Source organism: Hoeflea algicola (assembly GCF_026619415.1).
Taxonomy (GTDB): domain Bacteria; phylum Pseudomonadota; class Alphaproteobacteria; order Rhizobiales; family Rhizobiaceae; genus Hoeflea; species Hoeflea algicola.
The window spans coordinates 92,391-110,835 of sequence record NZ_JAOVZR010000001.1 but is presented as its reverse complement, the minus strand read 5'-3'; the positions used below and the strand labels follow the sequence as shown (position 1 = coordinate 110,835).

Annotated in this window: 15 protein-coding genes; 7 read left to right on the top strand and 8 right to left on the bottom strand. The window is 60.9% G+C overall.

Features of this window, described 5'->3' with window-relative positions:
• Window positions 1-3 precede the first annotated feature (3 nt).
• Window positions 4-267 carry a ribbon-helix-helix domain-containing protein gene (locus tag OEG84_RS00535; protein ID WP_324288159.1) on the top strand — a complete coding sequence of 88 codons (264 nt, stop codon included), beginning with the start codon at window positions 4-6 and terminating at the stop codon, window positions 265-267.
• Here the strand turns inward: OEG84_RS00535 and OEG84_RS00530 are convergent.
• Both OEG84_RS00530 and OEG84_RS00525 read right to left on the bottom strand, forming a co-directional pair.
• Window positions 264-4,175 (bottom strand): AsmA family protein, encoded by a 3,912-nt coding sequence (locus OEG84_RS00530; RefSeq protein WP_324288248.1) that lies wholly within the window; start codon window positions 4,173-4,175, stop codon window positions 264-266. The genes OEG84_RS00535 and OEG84_RS00530 overlap by 4 nt on opposite strands.
• 79 nt (window positions 4,176-4,254) lie before the next feature.
• Window positions 4,255-5,670, bottom strand: a complete 1,416-nt coding sequence (locus OEG84_RS00525; protein WP_267651924.1) for an FAD-binding oxidoreductase — start codon at window positions 5,668-5,670, stop codon at window positions 4,255-4,257.
• Window positions 5,671-5,809: 139 nt separating this feature from the next.
• Here OEG84_RS00525 and OEG84_RS00520 point away from each other — a divergent pair, with 139 nt between their 5' ends.
• On the top strand, window positions 5,810-6,346 hold the full coding sequence (locus OEG84_RS00520; RefSeq protein WP_267651923.1) for a thioesterase family protein: 537 nt from the start codon (window positions 5,810-5,812) through the stop codon (window positions 6,344-6,346).
• On the top strand, window positions 6,336-7,973 hold the full coding sequence (locus tag OEG84_RS00515; protein WP_267651922.1) for a chloride channel protein: 1,638 nt from the start codon (window positions 6,336-6,338) through the stop codon (window positions 7,971-7,973). Before OEG84_RS00520 ends, OEG84_RS00515 begins: the two co-directional genes overlap by 11 nt.
• 265 nt (window positions 7,974-8,238) lie before the next feature.
• Here OEG84_RS00515 and OEG84_RS00510 read toward each other — a convergent pair whose 3' ends face one another.
• On the bottom strand, window positions 8,239-8,922 hold the full coding sequence (locus OEG84_RS00510) for an outer membrane protein (RefSeq protein WP_267651921.1): 684 nt from the start codon (window positions 8,920-8,922) through the stop codon (window positions 8,239-8,241).
• Window positions 8,923-9,269: 347 nt separating this feature from the next.
• Between OEG84_RS00510 and OEG84_RS00505 the strand changes: the two genes are divergently transcribed.
• Window positions 9,270-9,524 carry a DUF2164 domain-containing protein gene (locus OEG84_RS00505; protein WP_267651920.1) on the top strand — a complete coding sequence of 85 codons (255 nt, stop codon included), beginning with the start codon at window positions 9,270-9,272 and terminating at the stop codon, window positions 9,522-9,524.
• 216 nt (window positions 9,525-9,740) lie between these two features.
• On the top strand, window positions 9,741-10,160 hold the full coding sequence (locus OEG84_RS00500) for an MAPEG family protein (protein WP_267651919.1): 420 nt from the start codon (window positions 9,741-9,743) through the stop codon (window positions 10,158-10,160).
• Window positions 10,161-10,191: 31 nt separating this feature from the next.
• Here OEG84_RS00500 and OEG84_RS00495 read toward each other — a convergent pair whose 3' ends face one another.
• The gene (locus OEG84_RS00495) at window positions 10,192-10,884 is read right to left on the bottom strand and encodes a Kazal-type serine protease inhibitor domain-containing protein (RefSeq protein WP_267651918.1); all 693 of its coding nucleotides are present in this window, start codon (window positions 10,882-10,884) and stop codon (window positions 10,192-10,194) included.
• A 578-nt stretch (window positions 10,885-11,462) separates the two neighbouring features.
• Here OEG84_RS00495 and OEG84_RS00490 point away from each other — a divergent pair.
• Window positions 11,463-11,783, top strand: coding sequence for a hypothetical protein (locus OEG84_RS00490; protein ID WP_267651917.1), 321 nt, complete (start codon window positions 11,463-11,465; stop codon window positions 11,781-11,783).
• Window positions 11,784-12,005: 222 nt separating this feature from the next.
• On the opposite strand, the gene OEG84_RS00485 is transcribed toward OEG84_RS00490, so the two are convergent.
• The gene (locus OEG84_RS00485; protein WP_267651916.1) at window positions 12,006-14,504 is read right to left on the bottom strand and encodes an ATP-dependent helicase; all 2,499 of its coding nucleotides are present in this window, start codon (window positions 14,502-14,504) and stop codon (window positions 12,006-12,008) included.
• A gap of 155 nt (window positions 14,505-14,659) precedes the next feature.
• Here OEG84_RS00485 and OEG84_RS00480 point away from each other — a divergent pair, with 155 nt between their 5' ends.
• Complete coding sequence (locus OEG84_RS00480) at window positions 14,660-15,571, top strand: fatty acid desaturase family protein (RefSeq protein ID WP_267651915.1); 912 nt, start codon at window positions 14,660-14,662, stop codon at window positions 15,569-15,571.
• Between the two features lie 35 nt (window positions 15,572-15,606).
• Here the strand turns inward: OEG84_RS00480 and OEG84_RS00475 are convergent, their stop codons facing one another.
• From OEG84_RS00475 to OEG84_RS00465, 3 genes are all read right to left on the bottom strand, one after another.
• Complete coding sequence (locus tag OEG84_RS00475; RefSeq protein WP_267651914.1) at window positions 15,607-16,485, bottom strand: polysaccharide deacetylase family protein; 879 nt, start codon at window positions 16,483-16,485, stop codon at window positions 15,607-15,609.
• Window positions 16,486-16,703: 218 nt separating this feature from the next.
• Complete coding sequence (locus tag OEG84_RS00470; protein ID WP_267651913.1) at window positions 16,704-17,189, bottom strand: YchJ family protein; 486 nt, start codon at window positions 17,187-17,189, stop codon at window positions 16,704-16,706.
• 156 nt (window positions 17,190-17,345) lie between these two features.
• On the bottom strand, window positions 17,346-18,443 hold the full coding sequence (locus OEG84_RS00465) for an aminomethyl transferase family protein (protein ID WP_267651912.1): 1,098 nt from the start codon (window positions 18,441-18,443) through the stop codon (window positions 17,346-17,348).
• Window positions 18,444-18,445 lie beyond the last annotated feature (2 nt).

Below are 18,445 nucleotides of genomic sequence, written 5' to 3'. Positions count from 1 at the left end.
CTGATGTCCGACGCGCGGATCCGCAAGCAGTCAGTCAACATTCGCGGGCACCGCACCAGCATCACGCTTGAAGACACTTTCATGAATGCGCTGAGAACGATGGCTGCACAGCGCCACCTCTCGGTGGCGGCGCTGATTGCCGAAATCGACGGCAATCAGTCAACGCCGGGCAATTTGTCATCGGCTATTCGCGTGGCGGTGCTGGAATGGGCGATCGAGGGCGGCGCCAACCGCCCTTCTCCCCAGAAACAATCAGACGAAACCTAACCGTCCGGCGCTATCAGGCTGCGGATCGGGTCGTTGACGCCGGGAAGATCCTCGAACTGAAGCTCGGGAAGGCCCTGCGGGGGCGGTTCGTTGGCAAGGGCTGAAGGCGGATCGGCCACCGGATCAGGCAAGGTCCGGCGCTCAACCGCAGGAGCCTGCCGGGCTTTTTCACGGGCCGCTTCTTCCGCGGCGCGCTGCGCCTCGGTCTTGGCCGCGGCTGCGGCTTCTGCCTCCCTCGCTTTTTGAACATTTTCCTCAGCCAGCCGCGCAGCCTGTTCTGCAGCCTCGCGCCTGGCCTGTTCGTCTGCTATTGCCTGTTGCTCTGCGCGGACCTTTTCGGCCGCCTTGGCCGCAGCTTCGGCTTCGGCGGCCTGGCGGGCTTGCTCCTCGGCCAGTTGCGCAGCTTCCGCCTGCGCTTGACGATTGATTTCCTCGATCGCCCGCTGAGCAGCCTGCTCGGCCTCAGCGCGGGCTTTACGCTGCGCCGCGCGCTCCTTGAGCAATGCCACCTCGCGGCGCAGTCGCTGCTTCTCGACCACGCCTGCCTGCAACAATTCGACCTTGCGCCGTTCACGCTCGAAAGCCCGCATCGACAGATAATTGGTCATCTGAGTGGCATCGATCGACAACGCCGGATCGACCAGCAACCCGGCGAGCGCAAACACCACCGAAGGATCACCGCCGGCGATCGCTTCGACGCCCGGTTCAAAACTCAGCCGCCAGTCGGATTCGAGTTTGAGCCCCAGCAGATCAACCCGGGCATCGCCCGCCAGCCGCGCCCGTTCGCCGTCAATCTCTGCGGTTGAAAAGCGCATCACTCCGCCGGTCAGCGTGAACGGCAGGGCCAAGCTCTTGGCGCGCATTTCGCCTCCGGTCATGAAGCCTGCAACCATGTCGCCAACTGTGTCGGTCTCGATCTTGAAGCCTTCCCGGTCGGCGGCGCCAAGAATGCGGGCAAAGGCCCCTGGGTCGATTTCGTTGATGACGAGATCATTCGCCGCCAGTTCTCCGCCTCCGGCCAGTGAAGCAGCAACCTCGCCCATCGATTTGCCAGTACCCTCGACGCTGGCGCTGATATCAATTCCGCCACTCAGCACAGCCGAGCCACGGATGGCACGCTCGACCGCTGCAAGATCGACCCCAGTGGATGACACCCTGCCCGACAGAAACACCGAGCCATTGGCATTGGTCAGCGAGAGATTGCCGCCAAGACGACCGCCGAACCAATCGGCCTCGGCGTTCGCCAAAATCATCACACCCGCACCGGTCGTCAGCTCTGAAGTGAAGTTGCGGGCGGAACCGGCGCGTCCAAGCTCGATCAGGTCGGCTTTCAGTACTATTTGCATATCCGGCTGATCGAGTGCCGGCGGCAGAAACGGCTCCGAGCTCCAGGTGGCGCCGTCGGAACCGGTCAAGGATGGCCCAAGAGAGAGAGCCGACAACCATTCCAGATCGGCGCGCTCGACGTGAAGCGCGCCGGTCCCCGCCAGCGGACTTGCGCTCCGGTCAAAACTCAACTGGCCCGAAAATCCGTTGCCGCCCGCTGCACCATCGATTTCGCTAAGAACGGACTGCTCGCCATTCATCGCCAGACGGGCGGTCAGCGATGCTGGTAGCCCGACGCCGACCTGGGGCAGCGACAACCCGAACATAACGGCAAAGGGTTCGATGTCACCAGACTCAACGCCCAAGCTGAACAGACCGGTAAGCGGCCCGGCGGCGGGCATGGCGCCATTGCCATCAAGCGACAATACCGTCGAGCCCGACGTGAATGTGGCGTCGATGGCCAGATCACCATTGTCGGCGCCGCCGGAGACATTAAGCTTGAGCGCTGCGGGACCTTCGCCTTCATAGGGCAGCACCGCAAAGCCCGCCTGCTCCAGGATCCGGTAGGCTTCGGGGTTGTCGATATCGAGGCTCACGGTGCGCGGACCATCACCGCCCGGCCTCAGGCCGGTGCCACTGGCGCGCAGGCTGAAGCCGCTGCCGCCAGATTGCCCCTCCAGCGTCAGTTCCGGCCCGGAATCCGGCGCCAGGTCCAGTTTCAGCTTTGCCGAAAGGTCATCAAAGGCAAAACTGTTGGCCGCCAGACGGCGCACCAGCGCATGGCCACCACTGAGGCGGTCGGCAAGTTCGAACAGGCCTGCAGCACTTTCCGCACTCACCTGCCCGTCAACCGTACCGCTGGGTGCTTCCAGAGGGCCGGCGAGCGCTGCGGTAAATGCACCCGACGCACCAGCAAGATCGGCAAATGCCATATTTTCGACGGTCAGGCGCTGGTCACGCCAGAAAAACGAGGTGTCGACGCCGCCGATCTGATAATCGCCCACGGTCAGGATATCGGCCTTGAGACGGGCGGCCACATTGTAGTCTGTGAGCGGGCCAACTGCGCCACCATCGGCATCAACAAGCAGTGCCAGTGCGCGCACGGCATCGACATCAAAAGTGTCGCCAGCCAGCTCGATTGACAGCGACGGTGCGCCCTCAGCCGGCAAATGTCGCTCCATCCGCCCCTTGAGAATGGCCGGTCCGACGGCAATCTCCAGCGCCTCGAAACGCTGCAATTGTGCCGACAGGCTGACATTGGCGGAAAAGCCGGCAGCGTTCAGCCGCCGGATCACCGGATCGACATCGCCGACCAGCCAGTTGGCAAGACCCGAGGGCTGGGTCGAGGCCACGGTGAGCGTGCCGTCAAAGCTTGCCGATGCGCCGGACATGAGCCGCCCACGCGCCTCTACCGTGGTGCGGCCGGGAAGATTGGCAGAGAACTTGTCGATCAACCAGGCGTTGCCATCGGGACGGGCGTTGAGCCGTATTTCCCGCAAGGTGGTGTCGCCGGCGACGATGGCCGGCAGGATGAGCGATATCCGTCCGGGCAGCGGCGGCGGCGGCAGCCGATTAATCAGGGTGTTGAGCAGCGCCAACCGCTGTTCCAGCGGCACCGGCGCGGAGTTTTCACCGGCGTCTGCCTGCTCTTCGCCGAGCCTGTCCATATCGATCTGCTGGCCATCGGCGATCAACAGAAAATCGGGGTCCGGGCCGGTGTCGATGGTGGCCTGGCCGGTAACCACATAAGGATCATCGGACAGGCCGATTTCCGCGCGCCATTCTTCGATTGCGAGCCGCTCGTCGGTGGCAGCAAAATCGCCCTTGGCAACAATCAATGGCCGCGCCGGATTGGCGCCCTCACCTGTGCCACTCGATAGCGCGGTGAAGGTGAACAGCCCGTCATAGAGCGGCTTGTTGTCTTTGATCCGCGCCTCACCCTCGGCTTCCAGCAGCACCGGCCATTCATCCGGCGCGAGTTTCATGCGCATGCGGATCGATCCGTCGGCGAGCGCCGACCCGGTGCTGATCGACACGCCACCACGGTGGCCCTCGATCTCGCCCTCGGCCTCGATCGACCACGGCCCGGACAGCGACCCGGCCGATACCTGGGCGTTGATGCCGCGCAGACGGTGGGTGCGGCCGTTCTGCTCGTCGACGACCGTTATATCGGCATTCTTTATCGAAACATTCTCCAGCACCACGAGATCGCCGGGCCTCGCCGGCTTGCGCTTGAGCGCCCAGTCCAGTGTTCCGTCTTCGAGGATTCGCACCACCGCCTTCGGCGCCTCGATGCGCATGTCGAAAATCAGCACCTCACCACTCAGGAATGGCGCCAGTTCGGCATCCATCGAGAATCGGCTGATGGTCATCGCCGGCTGCGCATCGCCGCCCACAGTCACATCGGAAAAGGTGACCGAGGGGAATGGCAGCAACCGCGCATCAGCGTCGCCATGCACCTTGACCGGTTGACCGATGATGCGGCTGGCTTCCGCCTCAAACGCGGTACGATAGCTGGTCCAGTCGATAAAATACGGGGCGATCAGCGCCGCAAACAGCGCCAACACCAACAGGCCACCGATGGTGACAAATATCCGGACCAGTTTTCAATCCTCCATGGCGGTTGCTTGGACCGCTGTTGCCTTCGTCAATCGTCTTCGCTCAGTCTTCGAATGCGAACACCTTGCCCGGGTTCATGATGTTCATCGGGTCAAGCGCCTGCTTGATCTGCCGCATCACAGAGACGCCCTCTCCCATTTCCTGGGTCAGATAGGCACGCTTGCCCTGGCCAATGCCATGCTCGCCGGTACACGTGCCATCCATGGCCAGCGCCCGGGCGTTGAGCCGTTCGACAAACGCCTCCGCAGCGTCAACTTCAGCGGCAATCTCGGGATCGAGTAACACCAGTACATGGAAATTGCCATCGCCAGCGTGACCAACGATCGGCGCGATCAACCCGGCGGACGCAATGTCGGCCTGGGTTTGACTGACACATTCGGCCAGCCGAGAAATCGGCACGCAGACATCGGTGGAAATACCCTTGGCGCCAGGCCGCAATTGCAGCGCCGCCCAATAGGCATTGTGGCGCGCCTTCCACAGCTCGGTGCGGCGTTCCGGATTGGTGGTCCACAAGAACTCGCCGCCATCGCATTCGGCGGCGATCTCGGCAAACATCGCCGCCTGTTCGGCGACGCCTGCGTCGGTACCATGAAATTCCAGAAACAGCGCCGGGGTTTCGGAATTGGACAGTTTCGAATAGGCGTTGCAAGCCTTCATCTGCAGTGCGTCGAGCAATTCGATGCGCGCAACCGGGATCCCCATCTGGATGGTCATGATCACCGCGTTGCAGGCCGCTTCGACGCTCGGAAACGGACAAACGCCGCCGGAGATTGCCTGCGGGATGCCCTGCAGCCGGAGCGTGACCGAAGTAATGACGCCGAGCGTGCCCTCTGATCCGACAAACAGGCGAGTGAGATCGTAACCGGCCGATGATTTGCGGGCGCGGCGGGCGGTACGGATTTCCGCACCGCTAGCGGTCACTGCCGTGACGGCGATGACATTGTCGCGCATGGTGCCGTAGCGCACCGCGTTGGTGCCCGAGGCACGGGTCGCGGTCATGCCGCCGATGGTCGCATTGGCGCCCGGATCAATCGGAAAGAACAGGCCAGTATCGCGCAGGTCGGAATTGAGCTGCTCGCGGGTAACGCCCGGCTCGACTGTGCAATCGAGATCCTCGGCGTTGACTTTCAGCACCCTGTTCATCCGTCCCATGTCGATCGAGATGCCGCCATGGGGTGCATTGACGTGGCCTTCGAGCGAAGTTCCAACGCCAAAGGCAATGACCGGCACCTGGTGATCGGCGCAGGCGCGGACGATCATTTTCACTTCTTCGGCTGATTCGGGAAACACCACGGCGTCTGGCAATTGGCCGGGAATATAGGTCGTGCTATGGGCGTGCTGGGCGCGCAACGCTTCGCCGGTTTGCAGCTGATCGCCAAGCCGCTGCCGGAGCACCCCGATAACGGTGGCAATGCCGGCCTCGTTGCGATGGCCAGCCTCCACATCCTTCAGTCCCATAATCTTACTCCTCGCACCGGCGATGACCCCGGTGAGCCCGCAATTGTTGCCGTATCGGCTTGTTCAGGTAATGTGCAAACTGTGGCGCGCTTGTCCAGTGCGAGCGACGCCGCAGGCGTCGGTTAATGAAGGAAACTGCATGCTAATTGATTCTCCGGTGGTTGCCCCCGCACGTGGACTCGATCCGGCCTGGCTCGATTACAATGGCCATCTGAACATGGCCTACTACCATGTTCTGTTTGATCAAGCGGTTGACCATGCATTCGAGCTGATCGGTTGTGGCCCGGACTATCGCAGCATGCGCAATCTGAGCTTCTTCGTCGCCGAGACCCATGTGAGCTATCTGCGCGAACTCAAGCCGGACGCGATCGTCACCGCGAACGTGCAATTGCTCGATTTCGACGCCAAGCGGGTGCATCTGTTCCAGGAGGTCCGACACACTGAAGGCTGGCTGTCGGCAACCTGCGAAGCGCTGTTGCTGCATGTCGACTTGAACGGCCCGCGCAGCACACCGATGCCCGACGATGTGCAGGCAAGGGTAGCTGAAATGGCCAAGGCACATGCCGGACTGCCACGACCCGAACGAGTCGGACGGACGATCTCGATTCCCCGCCCTGCCAATTCACGCTCCAGTCAATGCGACAGCCCGGGGGACCGTCTGACCCATGTTTCCTGACATCCTCAGGACGATGCCGGAGCGCATTCGCCAATGGGTGATGCCCAATATCCGTGCTTTCATCGAAAACCGGCAGCCGGCAATCTGGCTTCTGTCGCTGCTGATCGGGCTGTCGGTCGCCTGTGCGGCGATCCTTTTCCGCAGGCTGATCGGCTTCGTGCAACTCTACTGGCTCGGCGACACCAGCGAACAGGTCCTGACGGTGGCCAGTCGCACGCCGTGGTACATGATCGTCGCCGGGCCGACGCTGGGCGGCATCGTCGTCGGCATTCTGATCACAAAATTTATCCCCTCGCGGCGTACCAGTGCGGTGGCTGACGTGATCGAGGCGCGGGCGCTGTCGGGGCGACGATTGAGCCTGCGCGAAGGGCTGGTGAGTGCGCTGACCACGGCGATATCGCTGGGCGCAGGCGGCAGCGCCGGTCGCGAAGGCCCGGTGATCCATCTCGGCGCAACACTGGCAAGCGCCGTGGGCGACCGGCTGCATTTGCCAGACTACGCACGGCGCACATTGCTGGCAGCCGGCGTCGCCTCGGCAATTTCAGCAAGCTTCAATGCCCCGATCGCGGGTGTGCTGTTCGCGCATGAAGTGATTCTGGGCCATTACGCGCCGCGTTCATTCGTGCCGGTGGTGATCTCGTCTGCGGCAGGCGCAATTGTCTCGCGGCTGTGGTTTGGCGATTCCGCGGCGTTTATCGTCCCGTCCTACCAGATCACCTCCTATTGGGAATTTCCGGCATTTGCGCTCCTGGGCGTAGTCTGCGCGCTGGTCGCGGTGGCGTTCCAGTTCGCGCTGTTTTCCGCCGAATATCTGGCGCGGCTGTCGCCGGTTCCGGTATGGGCATTGCCAATTTGCGGCGGCGTGATTGTCGGGCTGATGGGCGTGGCTTTCCCGCATGTTCTGGGCGTTGGTTATGAGACCACCGACCTGGCGTTGTGGGGGCAATTGCCGCTGATGCTGATGTTGATGCTGATCGTCATGAAAACCCTGGCCACCGCGGCCACGCTGGCGGCGCGGTTTGGCGGCGGGGTGTTTTCCCCATCGCTCTATCTCGGGGCAATGACCGGCGGCGCCTTCGGCATCATCGCCGCCAGCCTGTTTCCCGACCTCGCCTCAAGCCAGGCGCTGTATTCGATCCTCGGCATGGGTGCTGTGGCCGGCGCGGTGCTGGGCGCACCGATCTCGACCACCGTGATCGTGTTCGAGCTGACCGGCGGCTACGCGTTGTCGATAGCGCTGTTGCTCACGGTGGCCATTGCCCACGGCGTCAATCTGGCGCTGCACGGCCATTCCTATTTCCAGTGGCAGCTGGAGATGCGCGGGCTGTTCGTGCAGGACGGGCCACACCGGGCGGTGTTGCGCAACGTAAGGGTGATGGATTTCATGACCCTGCCGGAAAAGGACGCCGAACCCGAAATCCTCGACCGCGAGCGCCATCCGACGACGCTCAAACCCGCCGACACGCTGGAAACGGCATTGCGATTGTTTGACTCCAGCGGCCACACCCGGCTGCCGGTGGTCGCCGAAGGCAAGAACCAGACGATCATCGCCTGGGCCGAGCAGGTCACCGCGATCAGCCATTTCAACCGCCGCCTGATCGCCGCCAGCGAGGAAGAGCACCGCTAGGGAGGGAGAATCCGATTAATGCAGGGATGTATGGCGGGTTCGAGCCACATTTGTTGACGAACGGACATCGAAACAGCAACGGTGCTTGCTGATAGATCGGAAGTACCGATAGCGCCGAGCATTCAATTGGATGCGGCATGCATTGGTCCCTGATTGAAACCGCCAGGCTCGCCGGGCGCACTCCCGGCAGTCAATCACACCCTAATAGGAAAAACGCGCCAGCAGATCACCTGCCAGCGCGCTTTCTGTATTCTTCCGCACGAACTTAGAAATGATAGTTCAGACCGAACTTGATCGTGTGGAAATCTGCATCCTGACGAAAATTAATCGCCGGCGCCGCAGCATTGGAGAATTTGGCAGTGCCAAAGTCCGTGTAGGCATATTCTGCAAACATGCTGATATTCTGGGTAAACTTGTGCTCGAAACCTGCACCCAATGTCCATCCAGCCTGTGTGCTGGAACCGGTACCGCTGAAGGGACCGCCGAGCCAGCTTCCCTTCAGGCCACCAACTGCCAGGCCGCCATGGGCATAGACCAGCGTCTCAGGCATAACGAGATAACCTGCGCGAAGCCGCGCGGTGCCCATCCAGTCCAGATCAGCAGTTGCCGTAAAAGGAGGACCGGGCGGTGGCACATTTACAGTGGCACCGCTCATGCCACCAAAGGAAAGATCGCCGACAACGCCGAACACCATGCTGTTCATTTGCCAATTGTAACCTGCCTGAACGCCTCCGATGAAGCTATCCTGGTCTACACCGACCGTTCGTGCCGGAGGTCCTGGAGGACTGGAATTCCTAAGCTCTGACTGGCCCCATGCATACCCGGCATGCACACCGACAAAAACCCCGTTCCAATCGGAGCCAGGAACAGTATCGACGCTGACATCGGCAGCAGAAACACTACTTGTCGACGCAACGAGCATAATTGCAGCTGCCAATTTATATTTCATTTTTGTCTCCCCGGGAACACATAGTTCATATGATATATATGCGATGCAATAAGTATGAAAGCAAGCAATATAGCACCCGCGAACGGAAGAGGCCTAACAATCGTCTCTATATTGCAACACGACCAAAGTGTAACATCCGCCATTCGGAAATATTTCCTGGCAATTCAACCGGTAGCGCGCCAGATCAGCGACGACGCGAAAGAGCCACACGGGTGCCAATCACCAAAGGTGGATTGATGGGGCGCGCCCCGTGAAACATGTTGCCAAGTATTCGTAAATCGGCGGTGCGGTCTCGTTCAATTTCAGATAATGGATTGCCCCTCGATTGCCATAACAAGGAGACAAGGATGAAACCTGTCACATTCAGTCCGGAAGAAACCAAGGCGGTGGTGCGTGAAATCCAGGTATATTTTGAAGAGGAACTGGATCAGCAGATCGGGGCAATTCCGGCGGAAATGCTGATGAAATTCTTCACCGACAAGATGGGCGCCTATTTCTACAATCGCGGTGTTTATGATGCGCAGGCGCTGGTCCGCGACCGGATGGAGGTGCTGGTCGACGACATGTTTGCCCTCGAGCAACCAACCAGGCATCTGCGCTGAGCACCACCTGAACACCCGGCGCATTAAAAAGGCAGACCTCAACGCTTGCAGCGCGATGGCGTCGTCTGCGCCGTGGCGCGCGGCAGCAAGAGTGTGTTGAAAACACACGGCCGGCAGCGGTAAGACTATGAATCAGCATGCAGCTGCAACATACTGCAGCATAACCCTTTTTGGTATGCACGGTTTCAAGCGTGCAGCGTGCATGGAGACAATCAGATGGAAATTTTGACACCGGTTTTTTCGGCGGTGGGGCTGTATGCGGCGCTCAACATGATGATCCTCATCTGGCTCGCCAGTGAGACCGGAAAATTGCGGCGCACGCACAAGGTGGCGGTCGGCGACGGCGGCATCAAACACTTGACCAGGATCATTCGCGGCCACGCCAACGCCATCGAGAACATGCCGATGTTCTTCATTCTGCTGATCATCGCGGCACTGCTCGGCATGCCGGTGATCGCCGTGCACGTTCTCGGCATCGTCTTCACCATCGGCCGCGGCCTGCATGCCTGGCACTTCATCCAGGAAGACGCCTCGTTCAAGACCCGTTTTGTCGGCTTCGGTCTGTCGCTGCTGGCGCAACTGGTGCTGCTGGTCGGGCTTCTGGGCCACGGCCTGTGGGTGATGATGGGCGGCTAGGCCTTGATGCTTTGCCGCCCCTGCATGTCGATCAGTTGTTACTGCCCATGCACTGGCCGGCAGCCACGGCAACGGCGCCGGCGCTGTTCAGTACGCAGCTGTTCATGAACATCTGGGTACGGCCGTTGAGCTGACCGCAAACTTGTTGGAACACCTGCGGGCAGGTTCCGCCTGCTACCGCGGGTGCCGCAGGTGCCGCTGGCCGTATCGATCTGTCCGGCCGGTTGGAACTGTCGCGCCGGGCCGGTCGGGCTGGACGGTTCGGCGTTACCGCCTGTGTTTCCGGGGTTCGTTCGCGCGGACGGCGTGTGGCGTCGGCATCACGGTTGCGATCACGACGGCTGGAATCACGGCTGTCGCGGCGCTGATAATCGCGGTCTCTGCGGCTGTTGCGACTATCGCGGTCGTCGCGGCGATCACTATCGCGGTAATCGCGACCGCGATTGCCACGCGCATCGCTGCGGCCGCATTGGCCTTCGGCGACAACCTGCCAGCCCTCGGCACGAGCTTCGCAGGCGTTCGGGAAGCCTTGCCGGTCACCGCGCCGCTCGGCGCAGACCGGTTGATAGACCGCGGCGCAGACCGGCCCCGAACGATAGGTGGTGGTGGTTTCGGTAACTTCGCAGGCACTGAGCAACAAGCCGGCCGCGGCCACGGCGAAAAGCCGCCACCCGGCCGATGTCAGAATGCGCGTGGGGTCAAACATGGCAAGACCAGAGGACATGAACGTTTCTCCGTTAAGCGCCGACAAGACCACCGCTGCCACCGGCGGTCAAGCGGGCAAGCACAAACACCATGCCTGTGGTCCCACATTCCATAAGACCGGTGATTGCGGTGGGCTGCCGCCCGGCTGCCCCCGGGCCGTATAGCCGCATGAAATCACAGGCTGACCCACGGCCACCTTCTGGGAATGCCCCTGCTCAGAACATAAGAATATCGTTCGCATAACTGGCGCCATTGTATTGGCTCCAGCCTGCTGCCGGCTGTGTCGGGCGGCTTGAAAGATAGATCCGCATCGCTCTCGGGCACTCTGAATCGGGCATGGTTATTCATTCAAGATGTCAATATAAAAAATCCACCCCATTTTGAATGTGTAATTATTGATGCAGATCTATTTTGTTTTCATTAATTCATTCCGCGACATACAGTAACTATTGATGGAATACAATTCTATATATTCGGGGAGCTAACCCTCTCACCCGCGAGGTTATATTTATGCCAGGAAGATCTGCCCCCAATAATTACCTGACAAAAATTGCACTCGACCAAGCTGTACGGCAATGGGAACGGCGCAGATGTTCCGTGTTGGTTAATATATTTTTCACGATCAAAGGCGTGCGCGGGGTCAGCAATGCACAATTGCGGGTGCTCAACATCTCCGAGGGCGGCCTGATGGCGACGTCACGACGGCTCGACATCCCGGATCATTTCTATGTCTCGATCGGCGCGGCGCAGTACATTATCGGATGCGCGGTTGTGAACCGGGAAGACGGACGCATTAATGCGCGTTTCATCAAGGAACAGCCAACCGTATTCATAGATGTGCTGGCATCGCTGACGGATCCCTTCGCCTTGCTCGAAGAAATTCGCCCTGTACTTTACGGTCTGGAAGGCCACGCCTGACGCCATCCGCCTCTAAATCGGATCCGTTTGCTGGACCGGGTTTCCGCTTCAGCCAGGAAAACATGGCAAGCACATTGGACGCCAACCCGCGGGCTCTCTGACATCGCGAGCGCCACAAGGCAACGCCTTCGCCAAGGCCTCATTCACGCAGCAAGAGCGACGCTGACTGTAACGCGTGCTGAACCCGCCCGGTTATCTCCGGCATTACATACGGGGTTGGCGCTACACCCGGCTGACAAACCCGTCGAGCACGCGCTTCTGGCCGGCCTTGTCGAAATCGATTGTCAGCTTGTTGCCGTCGATGGCGGCGATGTTGCCGTTGCCGAACTTCATATGGAAGACACGGTCGCCGACGGAATAGGTCGAGGTGGTGCCGGTGGATTTGGCGACCAGCTCGCCCTCGATGGTGGAGCCGCGCGGACCGGATTCGCCATAGGCGATGCGTTCGACGGCATGGCCCGAGCGGGTGCCCCAATTGTCGCGTGCGGCGTCGGTCTTATTGGCCTGTGCGCGCTTCCAACCGGGCGTGTTGTAATTGCCCGAAAACGGTTCGGCCTTGTCAAACCGCGAGGCGCCATAGGGGCCGCCGGACTGGCCGCCGCCGCCAAAACGCCCGCCCCGGCCATAGCCGCCATAACCGGTGTCAATCTCGGCAACCTCGACATGGGCCTCGGGCAGTTCATCGAGAAAGCGCGACGGCAGAGTCGATTGCCAGAGCCCGTGAATGCGGCGGTTGGAAACAAACCAGATGTGGCAATAGAGTTTGGCGCGGGTGAGCCCGACATAGGCAAGCCGGCGCTCTTCCTCGAGGCCCGAGCGGCCGCCCTCATCGAGCGCGCGCTGGTGCGGAAACAGCCCCTCTTCCCAGCCGGGCAGGAAGATGGTTTCGAATTCCAGCCCCTTGGCCGAATGCAGCGTCATGATCGAGACGGCGTCGAGATCGGGGTTGTTGTCGGTGTCCATCACCAGCGAGACATGTTCGAGAAAGGCGCGCAGCGATTCAAAGCCGGAGATGGTCTCGACCAGTTCTTTCAGGTTTTCGAGCCGCGTCGGCGCATCGGCAGCACGGTCGTTCTGCCACATCTCGGTGTAGCCGGATTCCTCCAAAATGGTTTCGGCCAGTTCATGGCCCGGCGTGTTCTCGAGCATGCCCTGCCAGCGATTGAACATCTCGACCACGTCGGTCAGCGACTTGCGCGGCCGGGCCTTGAGTTCGTCGGTGAGCACCAGTTCGCGCGCCGCCGCCAGCATCGGAATGCCCTTGGCGCGGGCGTAATCATGGACCTGGCGCACCGCCGCCTCGCCCAGCCCGCGCTTGGGGACGTTGATGATGCGCTCGAAGGCGAGATCGTCGGCGGGCTGGCTGACAACGCGGAAAAACGCCATGGCATCACGGATTTCCAGCCGCTCGTAAAAGCGCGGACCGCCAATCACCCGATAGTTCAAGCCAAGCGTGACGAAGCGTTCCTCGAACTCGCGCATCTGGAACGAAGCGCGCACCAAGATCGCCATGTTGTTGAGTTTGCGGCCCTTGTGCTGCGCCTGCTCGATTTCCTCGCCGACGGCGCGGGCCTCTTCCTCCGAATCCCAGGCGGCATGGACCTGCACGCGCTCGTGGTCGGGATCGGATTGCTCGGTGAACAGGGTTTTGCCGAGCCGGCCCTCATTATGGGCGATAAGGTGGCCGGCGGCGCCGAGGATGTGCTCGGTGGAGCGGTAGTTGCGCTCGAGCCGGATCACCTTGGCGCCAGGGAAATCCTTCTCAAACCGCAGGATGTTTTCAACTTCGGCGCCACGCCAGCCATAGATCGACTGGTCGTCATCGCCGACGCAGCAGATGTTGGGGCGCTCGCCCGTAGGCCGCTGGGCCAGCAGGCGTAGCCACATATATTGCGCGGTGTTGGTGTCCTGATACTCGTCGACCAGGATAAAGCGGAATTTCTGCTGATACTCTTTCAGCACGTCCGGATGAGCACGGAACAGCCGGATCGGCAGACAGAGAAGATCGCCGAAATCGACTGCGTTCAATGTTTGCAGTCGCTCCTGATAGGCGGTGTAGAGCGCCCTGCCCTTGCCGTTGGCAAAGCCGCGGCTGTCGCCTTCGGGAATCTCCGAGGGGCCAAGCCCCTTGTTCTTCCAACCGTCGATCATCTGCGCGAACTGCCGCGCCGGCCAACGCTTGTCGTCGATACCCTCGGCCTGAATAAGCTGCTTGCACAGCCGAACCACGTCATCGGTGTCCAGAATGGTGAAATCGGAGCGCAGGCCTGCCAGTTCCGCATGACGGCGCAACAGCTTCACGCCGATCGAGTGGAAGGTACCCAGCCAGGGCATGCCCTCGACCGCGCCGCCGACCAGCACACCAACGCGCTCCTTCATCTCGCGCGCCGCCTTGTTGGTGAAGGTGACGGAGAGGATCTGCGAGGGATAGGCCAGCCCGAGATTGAGAATATGGGCGATACGGGTGGTCAGGACCCTGGTCTTGCCGGTACCGGCACCGGCCAGAACCAGCACAGGGCCTTCGATCGATTCGACCGCATCGGCCTGTTCGGGATTGAGGCCCGATAGATAGTTGGGCCTGGGCTGTGCGGCAGCGCGTGCGGACTGGCTGGCCGCCAGCGCACGGGCAGCAATCGACCCACCAGATGCAGCGGCGGGCGCAGTGGCTGGTGACGGTTCGCCGTCGTCAAAAAACGGAATGTCGTCGTCTGGTGAGCTCATACCCCGTGAATGTAGTGATTCGGAGCCGAAAGACCAGCGTTCGCGGTTTATTCCCGTGGACGTATGCCGCAAACCGCTGGCTTGGGAAGGCATAAAGCCGGTTTCACCAGCCATCCGCTTTGACTAGAGTGCGCGCTTGTGCACGGGAGACCCGCATGGATCACAAGAGCTTTCTCGCCAGCCTGTCGGCCGAGCAATGCCGCTCGCTCAACGAGAAATCGGACCGGCGCGGGCTGACGCAACTGGCGCTGCACTTGGGCGCCATCGTGCTGGTTGGCGGGCTGATTGTCGTGCGTGTGCCTTTCTGGCCGTTGCTGATGGTAGTTCAAGGCATCCTGCTGGTGTTTTTGTTCACGCTGCTGCACGAGGCCAGCCACGCCACCCCGTTCCGCTCGGCCTGGCTCAACACCGCCGCCGCGCATATCAGCGGCTTCCTGATCCTCCTGCCGCCGCGCTGGTTTCGCTATTTCCATTTCGCCCACCACCGCTACACCCAGCTGCCGGGCAAGGACCCGGAACTGGCTGCGCCCAAGCCCGAAACATGGACCGAATATATTCGCCACGTGTCCGGCATTCCGCTGTGGACCAGCCAGTTGCACACGCTCTTCCGCAATGCGGCGGGGCGCTGCGAGGATGCGTTCGTGCCAGCAGGCAAGCGAAACGCGGTGCGCAACGAGGCACGGGTCATGCTTTTCGCCTACGCGGCGCTGTTTGCGGGCAGCATCGCGCTCGACACCCCGGTGCTCCTCTATGTCTGGTTGATTCCGCTGCTTTTGGGCCAGCCGTTTCTGCGGCTTTATCTGCTGGCCGAGCACGGCCGTTGCGCCTATGTCGCCAACATGCTGGAGAATTCTCGCACCACCTATACCAACGCGATCGTGCGGCGGCTTGCGTGGAACATGCCCTATCACGCCGAACATCATTCCTACCCGACGGTGCCGTTTCACCGGCTGCCGGATCTGCACAAGCTGACCCAGCCGCATCTGGCAGTGACCGAGCAAAGCTATGGCCGTTTCCACGCCAGATATGCACCGCACATCAATGGAACGGCTGACGCGTCGGAGTGAGTTCCGACCCGCCCTTCTCCGCCACTCGCAAGGGCTTACATCTGGCGCGATTTGGTCCCGGCATTTCCGGCGGATACCAGTACTTCGGGCATCCGCGAGCGACGGTATTGCAGAGCCACAACCTTGTAGCCGCCATCCTTCAACTGCTTCAGCAGCGAGGGAAGCATCGCTGCGGTGCGCTTATGGATATCATGCATCAGAATGATGCCTTTGCGCTTGGCTCGGACCCTGGCCATGGTGCGCGCTGCAATCGTCGCCGGGCTCGATGTGAAATAGTCCTTGGAGTCGATATCGACATCCAGAATGACCTGGCCGCGTTCGGCAACAGCACGGCGCAGCGCGCCTGTGTGCGCTAGATAGGGGAACCGGAAGAAGCCGACTTCAGTGCCTGTTGCCTTGGCAATCGCCGCATTTCCGGCGGCAATGTCAGTCAGCGCACGTGAGTTGCCGGCATTTGCCAAATTGGCATGGTTATAGGTATGCCCGCCAATGGAGTGGCCATGATTGACCACCCTTGCCGCTACTGCCGGATAGCTGCGGGCCATCTGGCCGACCATCAGGAAGGTTGCGTTGACGCCGTATTGATCGAGGATATCCAGCACTTTATCGGTCTTGCCAGGCATCGGCCCGTCGTCAAAGGTCAGGATGACCTCCTTGTCGCGCAACCTGATCTCGGAAATCGAAGACACCTTCAAGGTCCGCCCAGCCAAAGCGCCGGAGCTCCTCTTGCCGGGCGCATTGCGGAAGGTGGAAAAAGGCGGTTCATCCGCCTGATCGCGTCCACGCAATGACTGTCCGTCGGCAACAGGCACATAGGCGGTTCTGCTGGCTTCCAGACCGGAAGGAGGTTTTGAGGCACAACCAGCCATGGCAAGACACGACAGGACGCAAACGAAGGCAAGACGCGGAACCATGGCTACTCAACTCACACCAGTGACGATGCCGGATTTTCGCGGTTTATGGTTAACCAAGCGTTGACGCCCGCTCGATCTGCACTTCCGAAGAGAGGATGGGTGTCATTTTTTAGAGCAGACGCGGTGAGATCGCACGCCCGCGCATACGTGCCTCAATGCACTGAAGAGAAGAGCATGTACGCAAAGCGATCCAGGTAAAACGGGGCCGAAAGGTGGCATCAGCCGCAGCACTTCTTGAACTTCTTTCCCGAACCGCAGGGGCACGGATCGTTGCGGCCAACCCGGTCCGAGCCCGCACTGTGCGAAGAGGCGCCAGCCACCGAATCACGGTCCCAATAGAACCATCGGCCTTCGATCTTGCGGAACAGCGAGGTTTCGGTGAGTGCTGCCTCCGTGCCCTGCTGACGGTAGCGGGCGACGAAGCTAACAGTGCCCTCGCTGTCACCTTCCCTGCCCTTTCTTGTGGCGACGATCTCGAGCCCCAGCCACTCTGTGCCGAGCTGCAAAACGCCGGCCTCGGCGCGATCGAACGCAACGGCCGCCGGTCCGGCGCAAGTGGCCTCGATGTAATCGAGCTTACCGGTCGCATAGGCCGCATAGCGCGAGCGCATCAGCTTTTCGGCAGTCGGCGCGGGCTCATCCGCATGGTAACGGCCGCAGCAGCCAGAAAGATCAATATTGGAGCCGCAGGGGCATGGGGACATTGAGTGGGGTCCTCAAAGGAGCGTTATGGCACCTTGCGGGGAACACTCATTCTCCCGCAACGGCAATCCATTCCGAGATAGCCCGCTGTTGGCCTGTCAGCAAGCGGACAAAGCTCGGCTTCCAATCAGCGCCGGTCCCGGCCAGCTTGAGGAGGTTCATGCCTGATGCGTCCTGTTCTTGCCGGGATCATAGATCGGCATCGGCGCCACGGTCGCGGTGGTATTGATGTCGCCGCCGGAAAGGTCGAGTTTGGTGCCCAGGGCTGCCATGTCCCGACTCACATGGGCGAGCGCAAGAGACTTGTTGAGGCGGTGCGAAAAACACGGGCTGTTGACGACACCGGCAGGTTTGCCTTCATGGAAGAGTTGCTCTCCGCCGGCAACCATGCCCGGGTGGTCGATGACAAGACAGACATTGCTGATCTTCTCCTTGCCTTTGGCCTGCATCAACGCCTGATGGCCGCGATAGCCGGTCTTTGAACGGGCGACGGTAAAGCCGAGCCCGACTTCAAACGGCGTATGCTCGGTTGTCATGTCATAGCCGTAAAACAGCAAACCCGCCTCGATGCGCAGCTTGTCCAGTGCCGTAAACGAGCATGGCATCACACCCGCTGCCACCAGTTGGTCCCAGATATCGCCAACCACCGCGGCATCGGCAAAGATTTCGTAGCCGCGCTCACCGGAATAGCCGGTACGTGAAATGCGACAGGGATGTCCGAACAAGCTCGCGGCAACATGATGGAAATAGGCGAGCGGCGCCAGATCCAGATCGCAATGGGCATTGAGAATTGCGAGCGATTCCGGCCCCTGAACCGACACATCGTGCAGATCATCGGTGAAGGCAATCTCAACCGATTTGCCGGCAGCGGAGGCTTGCAGCAGCGCCATCGTGTCACCCGATCCGTGAACTATCATCCAGCCGTCACGGCCCAGATTGTAGACGATGGCGTCGTCGGCCATCGTCCCTTGATCGGTCAGCACGGAAAGATAGGCCGCCTGCCCTTCGGCGATCCGGCCGATATCCCGAGTGGTCAGATGATCCAGCACCTCAAGCGCGTCGCCACCGCTCAGATAGATCTTCTTTAACGGCGACATGTCGAACATTCCCACGGCTTCGCGCACAGCATCATGCTCGTCCTCGGGGTTTGTCGTGTAACTCCAGGCGGTGCCCATGCCATTCCAGTCTTCCAGGCCGGAGCCGAGTGCTGTGTGGCGTGATGCGAGCGCGGAGGTTCTGCTAAGTTCGGCGGCCATGA

Coding starts and splice junctions, on each gene's coding strand:
- OEG84_RS00515 (WP_267651922.1), top strand. CDS start 6,336: ATGTTTCCTGACATCCTCAGGACGATGCCGGAGCGCATTCGCCAATGG.
- OEG84_RS00485 (WP_267651916.1), bottom strand. CDS start 14,504: ATGAGCTCACCAGACGACGACATTCCGTTTTTTGACGACGGCGAACCG.
- OEG84_RS00470 (WP_267651913.1), bottom strand. CDS start 17,189: ATGTCCCCATGCCCCTGCGGCTCCAATATTGATCTTTCTGGCTGCTGC.
- OEG84_RS00510 (WP_267651921.1), bottom strand. CDS start 8,922: ATGAAATATAAATTGGCAGCTGCAATTATGCTCGTTGCGTCGACAAGT.
- OEG84_RS00535 (WP_324288159.1), top strand. CDS start 4: ATGTCCGACGCGCGGATCCGCAAGCAGTCAGTCAACATTCGCGGGCAC.
- OEG84_RS00505 (WP_267651920.1), top strand. CDS start 9,270: ATGAAACCTGTCACATTCAGTCCGGAAGAAACCAAGGCGGTGGTGCGT.
- OEG84_RS00465 (WP_267651912.1), bottom strand. CDS start 18,443: ATGGCCGCCGAACTTAGCAGAACCTCCGCGCTCGCATCACGCCACACA.
- OEG84_RS00500 (WP_267651919.1), top strand. CDS start 9,741: ATGGAAATTTTGACACCGGTTTTTTCGGCGGTGGGGCTGTATGCGGCG.
- OEG84_RS00480 (WP_267651915.1), top strand. CDS start 14,660: ATGGATCACAAGAGCTTTCTCGCCAGCCTGTCGGCCGAGCAATGCCGC.
- OEG84_RS00475 (WP_267651914.1), bottom strand. CDS start 16,485: ATGGTTCCGCGTCTTGCCTTCGTTTGCGTCCTGTCGTGTCTTGCCATG.
- OEG84_RS00520 (WP_267651923.1), top strand. CDS start 5,810: ATGCTAATTGATTCTCCGGTGGTTGCCCCCGCACGTGGACTCGATCCG.
- OEG84_RS00495 (WP_267651918.1), bottom strand. CDS start 10,884: ATGTCCTCTGGTCTTGCCATGTTTGACCCCACGCGCATTCTGACATCG.
- OEG84_RS00525 (WP_267651924.1), bottom strand. CDS start 5,670: ATGGGACTGAAGGATGTGGAGGCTGGCCATCGCAACGAGGCCGGCATT.